11 protein-coding genes are annotated in these 11,046 nt (G+C 74.7%); 4 read left to right on the top strand and 7 right to left on the bottom strand.

Translation table 11 applies throughout. The features are described from left to right. Window positions 1-380: 380 nt before the first annotated feature. Window positions 381-1,475, bottom strand: a complete 1,095-nt coding sequence (locus tag AVW11_RS28760) for a DUF5925 domain-containing protein (RefSeq protein WP_030853268.1) — start codon at window positions 1,473-1,475, stop codon at window positions 381-383. A gap of 205 nt (window positions 1,476-1,680) precedes the next feature. Between AVW11_RS28760 and AVW11_RS28755 the strand changes: the two genes are divergently transcribed. Then, window positions 1,681-2,484, top strand: a complete 804-nt coding sequence (locus tag AVW11_RS28755; protein ID WP_076046476.1) for an SGNH/GDSL hydrolase family protein — start codon at window positions 1,681-1,683, stop codon at window positions 2,482-2,484. Here the strand turns inward: AVW11_RS28755 and AVW11_RS28750 are convergent. Further along, window positions 2,454-4,145 (bottom strand): serine/threonine-protein kinase, encoded by a 1,692-nt coding sequence (locus AVW11_RS28750; RefSeq protein ID WP_076046472.1) that lies wholly within the window; start codon window positions 4,143-4,145, stop codon window positions 2,454-2,456. The genes AVW11_RS28755 and AVW11_RS28750 overlap by 31 nt on opposite strands. A gap of 290 nt (window positions 4,146-4,435) precedes the next feature. On the opposite strand from AVW11_RS28750, the gene AVW11_RS28745 reads away from it, so the two are divergent. Further along, window positions 4,436-4,705, top strand: coding sequence for a hypothetical protein (locus tag AVW11_RS28745; protein ID WP_076046471.1), 270 nt, complete (start codon window positions 4,436-4,438; stop codon window positions 4,703-4,705). 51 nt (window positions 4,706-4,756) lie between these two features. Here AVW11_RS28745 and AVW11_RS28740 read toward each other — a convergent pair whose 3' ends face one another. From AVW11_RS28740 to AVW11_RS28730, 3 genes are all read right to left on the bottom strand, one after another. Further along, window positions 4,757-5,953, bottom strand: a complete 1,197-nt coding sequence (locus AVW11_RS28740) for a CaiB/BaiF CoA transferase family protein (protein ID WP_076046470.1) — start codon at window positions 5,951-5,953, stop codon at window positions 4,757-4,759. A 68-nt stretch (window positions 5,954-6,021) separates the two neighbouring features. Further along, the gene (locus tag AVW11_RS28735; RefSeq protein ID WP_076046469.1) at window positions 6,022-6,825 is read right to left on the bottom strand and encodes an ABC transporter permease; all 804 of its coding nucleotides are present in this window, start codon (window positions 6,823-6,825) and stop codon (window positions 6,022-6,024) included. After that, window positions 6,822-7,802 carry an ATP-binding cassette domain-containing protein gene (locus tag AVW11_RS28730; RefSeq protein WP_060179984.1) on the bottom strand — a complete coding sequence of 327 codons (981 nt, stop codon included), beginning with the start codon at window positions 7,800-7,802 and terminating at the stop codon, window positions 6,822-6,824. Before AVW11_RS28730 ends, AVW11_RS28735 begins: the two co-directional genes overlap by 4 nt. A 74-nt stretch (window positions 7,803-7,876) precedes the next feature. Between AVW11_RS28730 and AVW11_RS28725 the strand changes: the two genes are divergently transcribed. Then, window positions 7,877-8,602: a TetR/AcrR family transcriptional regulator gene (locus AVW11_RS28725; protein ID WP_076046468.1), complete on the top strand. Its 726-nt coding sequence runs from the start codon at window positions 7,877-7,879 to the stop codon at window positions 8,600-8,602. A gap of 172 nt (window positions 8,603-8,774) precedes the next feature. On the opposite strand, the gene AVW11_RS28720 is transcribed toward AVW11_RS28725, so the two are convergent. Next, window positions 8,775-9,899, bottom strand: coding sequence for a type ISP restriction/modification enzyme (locus tag AVW11_RS28720; protein ID WP_158076169.1), 1,125 nt, complete (start codon window positions 9,897-9,899; stop codon window positions 8,775-8,777). A 148-nt stretch (window positions 9,900-10,047) separates the two neighbouring features. On the opposite strand from AVW11_RS28720, the gene AVW11_RS37855 reads away from it, so the two are divergent. Further along, the gene (locus AVW11_RS37855; protein WP_167344737.1) at window positions 10,048-10,209 is read left to right on the top strand and encodes a hypothetical protein; all 162 of its coding nucleotides are present in this window, start codon (window positions 10,048-10,050) and stop codon (window positions 10,207-10,209) included. Window positions 10,210-10,264: 55 nt separating this feature from the next. Here the strand turns inward: AVW11_RS37855 and AVW11_RS28715 are convergent, their stop codons facing one another. Next, window positions 10,265-11,014 carry a GntR family transcriptional regulator gene (locus tag AVW11_RS28715; protein ID WP_030853242.1) on the bottom strand — a complete coding sequence of 250 codons (750 nt, stop codon included), beginning with the start codon at window positions 11,012-11,014 and terminating at the stop codon, window positions 10,265-10,267. Window positions 11,015-11,046: the final 32 nt, after the last annotated feature.

Below are 11,046 nucleotides of genomic sequence, written 5' to 3'. Positions count from 1 at the left end.
CCGGTCCTGCGGCCTGCCCGCCTGCGGCTTCCGGTCCTGCGGCCTGCCGCCTGCGGCTTCCGGTCCTGCGGATCTGGCTCTGCCGGCCCGGGGCTTTGGCGGCCTGGATGGCGGGGTTGCCCGCGGGGCTGGTGGCCTCGGCGGCTCGGTGGCCCGTCGGCTGCGCCCCCGGTCCTGCGGCCCTGGCCCTGCCGGCCCGGGGCTTTGGCGGCTCGGTGGCGGGGTGGCCTGCGGGTCCGTTGGCCTCGGCGGCCCGCCGCCTGCGCCTTCCGGTCCTGCGGCCCCGGCCCGTCGGCCCGTCGGCGCGCCGGCCTGGCGGTCCGGGGCGGCGGAGGCCGCGCCCCTCGTACGAACGCGCCGGCGGCCGGGCACCGCCGGGGCTAGAGGTAGAGGCCCGCCTCCGAGTGGGGCTGCGCGGGCAGGACCGCGGCCGGGCCCGTGCCGCGGCGCAGGGCGAAGAGTTCGGCCAGGGTGGCGCCCTCGCGGGGGACGCCCTCGTCGGTGCCCAGCCAGTCCACCGCCTCCCGGTGGGTCAGCCGGCCGACCTCGATGCGGGCGAGGCAGCGTCCGGGGCGGACCACCGCCGGGTGGAGCCGTTCCAGGTCCTCGTTGGTCGTCACGCCGACCAGGACGTTGCGGCCCTGCCCGAGCAGGCCGTCCGTCAGGTTCAGCAGCCGCGACAGCGCCTGGCCGGCCGTGTGCCGGGCCTCGCCGCGGATCAGTTCGTCGCAGTCCTCGAGCAGCAGGAGCCGCCAGCGGCCCTTCGCCGTGCCCTCGTCCTCGCCGATCGCGATGTCCATCAGGTAGCCGACGTCGTTGAACAGCCGCTCGGGGTCCAGTACGCAGTCCACCTGGCACCAGTCCCGCCAGGAGCGGGCCAGCGTGCGCAGCGCGGAGGTCTTGCCCGTGCCCGGCGGCCCGTGCAGCAGGAGCAGCCGGCCCGCGATGTCGTCCGGGGTCACCTTCATCAGCCGGTCCATCGCCCCGGCGACCGGCGCGGTGTAGTTCGGCCGCACCTCCGCCCACGTCCCGGCCGCGATCTGGCGGGTCGTCCGGTACGGGCCGCGGCGCGGCGAGACGTACCAGAAGCCCATCGTGACGTTCTCCGGCTGCGGTTCCGGCTCGTCCTGCACGCCCTCGGTGGCCTGGCCGAGCACGCCGGCGGCGAGTTCGTCACTGACGGCCGTCACCGTCACGTCCGCGCCCCGGCTCCAGCGGGAGACGAGCATGGTCCAGCCCTCGCCCTCGGCGAGGGTGGCACTGCGGTCGCTGTCGCGCGCCGAGCGCAACACCGTGGCCTCCGGCGGCAGGAGCGTCGCCTCCGCCTTGACCCGCTCGATCGACACGCTGTGCGAGTACGGCTGCTCGCCCGAGGCGAACCGGCCGAGGAACAGAGCGTCGACGACGTCCGACGGTGAATCGCTGTCGTCGACGTTGAGCCGGATCGGCAGCGCGTCATGCGGGTTGGCTGGCATGGCGCCCATGATCCGGCACGAGGTGCCCTCGTGCACCCGTGTTTCGCCGGATCGGGTGCCAAGTTCCCTCTTCAAACGCAGGGCGGGTGAAGATTCGGGCCGCAACTCTGCCCCGAACATTCTTGGCATGGACACTTCCGGCAATCCCCGGCTGCTTGTACCACGGACTCAGGAGTAACCCCCACAAGGAGCCGCACACATGAGCATGAGAATGTCGCGCTTCGCTGCCCTGACCTCCTCCCTCTTACTCGCCGCGGGCACCGCACTGTTCGGTGCCGGCCAAGCGGCCGCCGCCCAGGCCGACTTCGGCTACGTCGCCCTCGGCGACTCGTACTCCTCCGGCCTCGGCGCCGGCAACTACGACGGCGCGAGCGGCAACTGCAAGCGCACCACCCGCGCCTACCCCGCCCTCTGGGCCGCGGCCCACTCCCCGCAGACCTTCGCCTTCACCGCCTGCTCCGGCGCCCGTACGGGTGACGTGCTCTCGGGCCAGCTCGGCCCCCTCAACTCCGGGACCGACCTGGTCAGCATCACCGTCGGAGGCAACGACGCCGGCTTCGCCGACGTCATGACGACCTGTGTGCTCCAGACCGAATCCACCTGCCTCAACCGCGTGAACCAGGCCAAGGCCTACGTGGACTCCACCCTCCCCGGCCTCCTCGACCAGGTCTACAACGCCATCGACAGCCGGGCACCCGCCGCCCGCGTCGTCGTCCTCGGCTATCCCCGCTTCTACAAGCTGAACGGCACCTGCACGGCGGGCCTGACCGAGGGCGAGCGCGCCGCCATCAACGGCGCGGCCGACCACCTCAACGCCGCCATCGCCAAACGCGCCGCGAACCACGGCTTCACCTTCGCCTCGGTCGCCGGCTCCTTCACGGGCCACGAGATCTGCTCCGGCAGCCCGTGGCTGCACAGCGTCAACTGGCTGAACATCGCCGAGTCCTACCACCCGACCGCCGCCGGGCAGTCCGGCGGCTACCTGCCCGTCCTGACCAACGCCGCCTGATCGGACCCGCCCGCCTCCGGGGTCGCCGCCGCGCTCGCCGTCGGCGACACCGGGGACGGGCTCGCACCGGGGGAGGAGGCCCCGCCCGACGGGGTCGCCCTCTCGCACGCCACGGAGGTCGCCACCCAGTCGGTGGCGACCTCCGCCGGTCCCCGCACCTCCAGCCGGACCGCGTCCTCGAAGACCTCACCGGGCACGTGCGTGAGCTCGGTGTGCTCCAGCCTGCGGCTCTTCGGCCCGGCCGCCTCGTAGGTGACGGACTGCCAGCCGGGACCGGACGTCCGGCCGCTCCGCGTGGCCCAGCGATACTCCAGCACCACCGGGACCCGCTCCACCTCGACCGTCGCGCTGAAGGCGGGCGCGTGCCCGGCGGGCGGCGGACAGCTCCCGGTGTACCTCGTCCGCACCGCGTCCACGTACACCGAGACGTGGTGGCCCGCGGTCGGCGAGGGCGGGGCCGAGGCCGACGCGGGCGCGGACGTCGGCGCAACCGCCGTGGGGGCCGTGGCGGCCGGGGTGGTGGCCGGGCCCGTCGGGGCGCCCCCGGTCCCGCTGCGGCCGCCCTCGTCCCCGAGCTCGTCGAACAGCACCCAGCCCAGCGCGGCCAGGGCCAGCAGCAGCACGGCGATCCCGGCGAAGAGCACCGGCCCGGCCGCGCCCCGGCCCTCCCCGGGCCCGGCCGCGGGCACCGGCCCGCTCGCCGGGAACGGCTCGGGTGCGCGAGCCGGCGACGGCCCGGACGGCCGGCCGCCGCCGCGCGGTTCGTGCCCGAGGCGGGCCGTCGGCATCGGGGCGGCCGGACCCGACACCGGCCCGCCGGCGGCCCGTACGGCTCCGCCCGCCCCCACCACCCGCAGCATCCGGGCCGCCTCCGCCGCGTCCAGCCGCTCCGCGGGGTCCTTGCGCAGCAGCCCCGCCAGTACGGGCTCCAGCGGACCGGCCCGGCGCGCCGGGGGCGGCTCCTCGTCCACCACGGCCCGCAGCGTGTCCAGTGCGGTGGCCTGCCGGAACGGCGAGACCCCCTCGACGCAGGCGTAGAGCATGACCCCGAGCGACCACAGGTCCGACCCGGGACCCGGCTCGCGCCCCAACGCCCGCTCGGGGGCCAGGAATTCGGGGGAGCCGACCACCTCGCCCGTCATGGTGATGGCGGAGGACCCTTCCACACTCGCGATCCCGAAGTCGCCGAGCACCACCCGGCCGTCGTTGGCGATCAGCACGTTGGCCGGCTTCACGTCCCGGTGCAGCACCCCCGCATCGTGCGCGGAGCGCAGCGCGGCCAGCACCTGCTCTGCGATGTGCGCGGCGCGCTGCGGGGTCATCGGCCCCTCCGCCTCCAGCACGTCGGCGAGCGAGAGGCCGCGCACGAGTTCCATCACGATCCAGGGCCGGCCGTCCTCGGAGGCCACGTCGTAGACGGTGACCACCCCGCGGTGCGAGACCCGGGCGGCGGCCCAGGCCTCCCGCTCCAGGCGCCGGTACATGCGCTGGAGTTCGGCGGTGTCCAGCCCGGCGGGTGCGCGTACCTCCTTGACGGCGACATCGCGGGCCAGCACCTCGTCCCGGGCCCGCCACACCACGCCCATGCCGCCGCGGCCGATCTGCTCCAGCAGCCGGTAGCGGCCGGAGATGACACGGCCGGAGTTGGATTCCTCACTCACACGAGCCCCCCGAATGCTTCTGTGCGCCCATGTGTCATCAAGCGGTCACTCCAAGTTAGCGCAGCGGGCGGCGAGTGGCGCCTGTCGTGACGAGACTTGCGCAGAGCTCTTCCGGAGCGTGATGTCCGCGTCGGCTTCTGTGCGGAGAGTAACGGACAACTCCGCTGAGTAACCGTCAACTCCCGGTGCCCACAGGGGTAATTCACACCACCGGGATACCCGCGGGCAACGCGGGGGCGTTAGGGTTAACCTGCCCGGGCCGGGTGCCCTCGTACGGGTGGGGAGAGATCATGGAACAGATAGCAATGCGCAGCAGGCCGCCACGCGTGCCTGCCATCACCTGCGGCAGCAGTGCGACCAGCTCGCGCCTCGACCGCCACCTCGCCGTGCTGGGCGGACCCGCCGTCCCGCACCGGGAGACCGCGGAGGCGACGCTGCTGATGCGCGAGCTCACCTCCCGCGACCACACGCACCGTCTGCGGAGCCGGAGCGCGCGCGTCTCGCTCTTCGCGCCGCTGCGCCGTCTGCGTCGCACGCTCTTCGGCAGCCGCCGCTCGTAACAGACCCCGCACCCGCGGCCGTTCGCCCTCCCGGCTTCCGGCCACCCGGCCCTACGCGATCACACCGTCCCGGCGCAGTTCCGAGATCTGTGCGCCCGCCATCCCCAGGGCGCGCAAGAGGTCATCGGTGTGCTCACCCAGCGCGGGCACCGCACCCATGTGCGGTGCCGCGCCGCCCGGCAGCCCGATCGGCGGCAGCAGGGCCCTCAGCGGACCGACCGGCGAACCCACCTCCCGCCACCGGTCCCGGGCCGCGAGCTGCGGATGCTCGGCCAGCCGGGCCACCGAGTTCAGCCGCGCGCAGGCGATGCCCGCCGCCTCCAGCCGGGTGATCGCCTCGTCCGCGCCCAGCCGGCCCAGCGCCTCCGCCACGACCGCGTCGGTCTTCTCCCGGTTCCCGGTACGCGCCGTGTTCGTCGCGTACGCCGGATCCTCGGCCAACTCCGGCTGGTCGAGCACCTGTTGTGCGAGCCGCCGCCATTCACGGTCGTTCTGCACCGACAGCAGCACCCGGTCCCCGTCCGCCGTCGCGTAGGCGTCGTACGGGGCGATCACCGCGTGCGCGAGGCCCGTGCGCACAGGCTGCTCCCCGCCGTGCATCGTGTGGTGCAGCGGGTGCCCCATCCATTCGGCCAGCGCGTCCAGCATGGACACCTCCACCCGGCCACCGCGCCCGGTGACCCCGCGCCGCAGCAGCGCGGCCAGCACCCCGGAGAAGGCGTACATGGCCGCCGCGATGTCGGCCGCAGGGATCCCCGCCTTGACGGGCTGCTCCGGGGTGCCGGTCACCGACACCAGCCCCGCCTCGCACTGCACGAGCATGTCGTAGGCGCGCTTGTGGGCGTACGGGCCCTGCGCGCCGTAGCCGGACACGTCCACGGCGACCAGCCGGGGGTAGCGGGCGCACAGTGCGGCCGCGTCGAGCCCGAGGCGGGCGGCGGCCCCCTGGGCGAGGTTCTGCACGAAGACGTCCGCGCCGGCCAGCAGGCCGTGCAGCACCTCACGTCCGCGCGGGTCCTTCAGGTCGAGCGCGATCGACTCCTTGCCCCGGTTCGCCCACACGAAGTGCGAGGCCAGACCGTGCGCGGCGGTGTCGTAGCCACGGGCGAAGTCGCCGCCGTCGGGACGCTCGACCTTGATCACCCTGGCGCCGAGGTCGGCGAGCTGACGGGTGGCGAAGGGGGCCGAGACGGCCTGTTCGACGGCGACGACGGTGATGCCGTCCAGGGGCAGCGGTTCGGTGGTCATGAAGCCCTGCCTACCGGGTCGGACGGGGGTCTGTCACCACTCGGCGGCCGATATGCGCCGTTGATCGCTTATGAGGACCGCTCCCGGGCCCCGCCGCGGGCGAACCGGCCGGTGGCCAGGGGCGCGAACACCGCGAGGAGCAGCGCCGACCACAGCAGCGCCCCGGCCACCGGATGCGCGGCGGGCCAGGCGGCGTCCGCCCCGGCCCGCGCACCGGCGTTCCCGCACAGTGTGCGCACGGCGGTGGCGACGGCGCTGATCGGGTTCCATTCGGCGACCGTGCGCAGCCATCCCGGCAGGCCGGCGGTCGGCAGGTACGCGCTCGAGAGCATCGGCAGGATGAAGGTGGCACTGCCCAACTGGCCCGCCGCCTCCTCACTGCTGCTCAGCAGGCCCAGGTACGTGCCCACCCAGGCGGTGGCGAAGCGGAAGAGCAGCAGCACGCCCAGCGCCCCCAGTGCGCCGGGCAGGCCGTTCTCGATCCGCCAGCCCATCGCCAGTCCCACCAGCATCAGCGGCACCATCGACACGGCGGTGGTGAGCAGGTCGGCCGCGGTCTGCCCGAGCGGTACGGCGCCGCGGCTCATCGGCAGGGTCCGGAAGCGGTCCATCACCCCGCGGTGGGCGTCCTGCGCAGCCGTGAACATGCCGGTCATCAGGCCGTTCGCGGCCGTGGCGGCGAGCAGCCCCGGCACCAGGAACTCCCGGTACTCGGCGCCCGGCATGGCGAGCGCGCTGCCGAAGACGTAGCCGAAGAAGAGCAGCATCGTGATCGGCATGGTCTGGGTGAGGACCAGGAGCGCCGGGGCGTGCCGGGCCTTGTGGAGCTGGCGGGTGAGGACGGCCCCGCCGTCGGACAGCAGCGTGCTCATGCGGCGGTCTCCTGCTCGCGGCCGGTGGTGCCCGTCGCGGTGTGTGCACGGGTGAGGCGGAGGAACACCTCGTCGAGGGTGGGTGGGCGCAGGCGGGCGTCGGTGACCGGGACGCCGGCGGTGTCGAGCTCGCGGATGATCCGCGGCAGGGAGATCCCGGGGTCGAGGACGGTCACGCCGACTGTCAGCCGTTCCTCGTCGAGCACGGGCCGTCCGCCGGTGAGCCGGTCGAGTACGGCGGCCGCGCCCGCGAGTTCCTCCCGCGCGGTGACGGCGACCTCGGCGCGGGACCCGATCCGGGCCTTGAGGCGGGCGGGGGTGCCGCCGGCGAGGACGCGGCCCTCGGAGACGACCACGACGTCGTCGGCCAACCGGTCCGCCTCCTCCAGGTACTGGGTGGTCAGCAGCACCGTGGTGCCGTCTTCCGACAGGGCGCGCACCGCCGTCCAGATGTGCTCGCGGGCGGCCGGGTCCAGTCCGGTGGTCGGCTCGTCGAGGAAGAGCACCCGGGGGCGGGTGACCAGGCCGGCGGCCAGGTCCAGGCGCCGGCGCATGCCGCCGGACCAGGTGGCGGCCACCCGGTCGGCGGCCTCGCCCAGCCCGAAGCGCTCCAGCAGCGCGTCGGCGCGGGAGCGGCCCGCGGAGCCCCGCAGTCCGGCGAGGCGCGCGAACAGCCGGAGGTTCTCGCGGCCCGTCAGGTCCCCGTCCACGGAGGCGTACTGGCCGGTCACGCCGATGGCGCGGCGGACGGCCGCCGGGTCGCGGGTGACGTCGTGGCCGGCGACGAGGGCGCGGCCGCCGGTGGGTGCGGTGAGGGTGGTGAGGATCCGGACGGCGGTGGTCTTTCCCGCGCCGTTGGGGCCGAGGAGGCCGCAGACCGAGCCCTCGGGGACGGCGAGGTCGAGCCCGCGCAGGGCGTGGACCGGCCCGTAACTCTTCTCCAGACCTTCACTAAGTACAGCGTACGTAGTCGTCATGCGGGCCACGGTAGCGCATTACGTACGGCGTACGTAACTAAGATGGTGTGCGAGACGACGAGGTGATCTGAGCGATGACAGCCGGCGGGCGACCCGCTGAACCCGAAGTGATCTGGTCCCGCCCCCAGCGGGCCGGCCGCGGCCCCAGGCCCGCGCACAGCCGCGAGTCGATCGCGGCGGAGGCCGTGCGGATCGCCGACGCGGAGGGGATCGACGCCGTCTCCATGCGGCGCGTCGCCGCCGGGATCGGCGCGGGGACCATGTCCCTCTACAACTACGTGCCGCGCAAGGAGGAGCTCTACGAGCTCATGGTCGACGCGGTCGGCGGGGAGTACGAGTTCCCCGCGCCGACCGGCGACTGGCGGGCCGATCTGCTGGCCCTCGCCCGCCAGACGCGTGCGCTGATGCACCGCCACCCATGGCTGCCGCGCCTGCTGACCCCCGTGTACGGCTTCAGCCCGAACGCCCTGCAATACCTGGAGCACAGCCTGGAGTACCTGGCGCCGCTGGACGCGCCCGACGCCGAGAAGCTGGAACTCGTCGCCGCCGTCAACGGCACCGTCGCGACCTACGTGGCGGGGGAGCTGGCACTGGCCGAGCGGGCCCGCGCGCTGCCCTGGAGCGAGGCCGAGGAGCAAGGCGTGCGGACGGCCTGGCTCGCCTCGCGGCTGGCCACGGGCGAGTACCCGCGGCTGGCGGCGGCCGTGTCGGGCAGCGGGCCGGTCCCCGGTGCGGGCCTGGACATGGCCGCGGTCTTCGACCGCTCGGTGACCCGGCTGCTCGGCGCCTGGGGCACATGACCCCGGCCGCCACCACCGCCCTCCGCGCAGGCCGGCCCGGCGGCCTGCCGCGTGTCCGGTGCAGCGGCTCGCCGTGGGGGGCCTCGGCGCGCTGCCGGGCGGCGGGAGCGAGGCCGTACGCGCACTGGCGGCGCACCCCTGCCCGCCCTGGCGCACAGCAGGCCGCGGCGGGTCACAACAGGGCGAACTGGCCGCCCGGGCCCTCCTCCTGGTGGTCCAGCACCGACGCCGGGCGCCGGCTCCAGGCCGGCGGCGGCAGCACCCCGGCCGTGCGCAGCTCCGCGGCCGAAAGGCCCGGACCGGGCTGGAACGCGGCCCGCTCCGGGGCCAGTTCCGCCATCAGTGCCAGCGTCGTCACCAGCGCCAGCAGTTCCGAGGTCCAGCTCTGCGGCCACTGGGCGGGGCCCAGCGCCGCCAGCCCGTCGGCCTCCGGCCCGCGGTGCGCCGTTCGGGCGGCGAACCAGCCCTCCAGTACCCGCACGCCCTGCACCTCGTACTCCCATGCCGCGGCCGGCACGGGGGAGACCGTGCCGCTCCCCAGCCCGAGCGTCTCGGTCTCCGCGTCGTAGGACAGCTCGCGCGGCCATCCCCCGACCGCGGAGCGCACGTACGGGCGGCGCCCGCCGGGCAGCCGGGGTGCCTCCCCGCCGCGGGCCCCGCGCAGCTGGACGGTGAGCAGCCGGTGCCCCAGCTCCAGCCCGGCCCGCCAGCGCCCGCGGTCGGCCGCGAGCGGCACCTCGTACCCCCGCGGACCGGGGCGGCCGACCGCCAGGATCCAGCACAGGACGTCCTCGGGGGTCACCCGGCCGCCGTGCCGCTCGCCCAGCAGCGGCAGCAGGCCGGGTGCGAGGTTCGGCTCGGCGCCGCCCGGCCGCCGGTGCAGGGGGCGGATCCGGCCGAGCCGGCCGGCCGGGAGGTGCGCGGTGACCAGCGGATCCGGGGTCTCCAGCAGGAACAGCTGGTGCTCGTCGCGGACCCGCCACAGCTCCGGGCGCGCGGTGTCGATGAGCCGCTGGTCGGGCAGGAGCCACTGCTCGTCGAAGGGCTCGCGCAGTACCCGTACCGGGTCGGGGCAGGGGCCGGGGGCGTCGGCGAAGCGGGCCGTGGCCGCCGAGCGCTGCCCGGGCAGGGCGGCCGCCGAGGCGGTGGGCGTGCGGCTGCGGCTGGGGCGGAACAGCCGGTCCCGCTCGGCGCCTTCGGAGCCTGCCAGGACGGCCCAGCGGGTGCGCAGGGCCGCCGGGTCGGGCGCGGCCACCCAGTCCCGGCCCAGGCGCAGGCCGCCCACGGCCCAGGGCATCAGATCGTCCAGCAGCGGGCACGGCTGCGGTGTGTCAGCGCTCACGCCGCCGATGGTAGCGACGGGCCTTGATGGCCGGGCTGCGTCCAAGCCGACGAGCTACGCTCCTTATGTATGGATACGTACGGTATCGACCGAGGAGACGGTCATGAGCCAGTACGACGAATACTCGACCCCGTCCCAGGCCGAGGGCGAACGCCTCGACGAGGACATGGACGAGGCCCAGCGCAAGGAACGCCACCCCCAGACGATGCGCACCACACCGTCCCAGGCGGAGGGCGAGCGCACCGCCGACGACGAGAAGAAGTGACGGCGGGCCCGCAGCGGTGCAGGAGCGGTGTGGGAGGTGACGGCGCCGGTCGGGGTCAGTGCGCGTCGACCGTCACCGTGAAGGAGAACCGGTCGCCCCGGTAGCGGATCCGCGCCACATCCACCACCCGGCCGTCCTCGGCGTAGGTCACGCCCGTGTAGTGCAGGATCGGGCTGAGCAGCGGCACCTGGAGCAGGTCGGCCGTCTCCGGGTCCGCGAGCCGGGCCTCCACGGTGTCCGTGATCCGGCTGATACGCACCCCCACGACGTCCCGCAGCACCTTCGTCATCGGCCAGCGCTCCAGATCGGCGACGTCGACGGCCTCGGCGAACTCCGGCAGGACCGCGTTCTCCGCCCAGTTGGTCGGCTCGCCGCTCTCGCGGTCGCGCCGCAGACGCCGGTACGTGACCACCTCGGACGTGGCCGGGAAGTGGTCCAGCAGCTCCCCGGCCACGGGCGTGCGCCCGTGGCCGAGGACCGTGGTGCGCTCGCCCGACTGCTGGGCCACGATCGCGTCGACCGAGCCCAGCAGCCGCACCGGGGTGCTGCGCAGCGCGCCCGGCTCGATGAAGGTGCCGCGCCGCCGGTGCCGACTGATCAGACCCTCGCCCTCCAGCTCCTTGAGCGCCTGCCGCATGGTCAGCACGCTCACCCCGTAGTGCTCGGCGAGCTGCTCCTCGGTGGGCAGGCGCAGCGAGGCGTCCGGGGTGCGCCCCAGTATCGAGGCGCGCAGGGACTGCGAGACCTGATACCAGAGCGGGAGCTTGCGGTTCAGGACCAGCGAGTCGGGGGCGAAGGCGGTCACGGGTGGATCTCCGAACGGCTGGACGGCTGGAC

The organism is Streptomyces amritsarensis (genome assembly GCF_001953875.1).
Classification (GTDB): Bacteria; Actinomycetota; Actinomycetes; order Streptomycetales; family Streptomycetaceae; genus Streptomyces; species Streptomyces amritsarensis.
The sequence above is the reverse complement of the archived record's forward strand: the minus strand, read 5'-3'. Positions and strand labels throughout refer to the sequence as shown.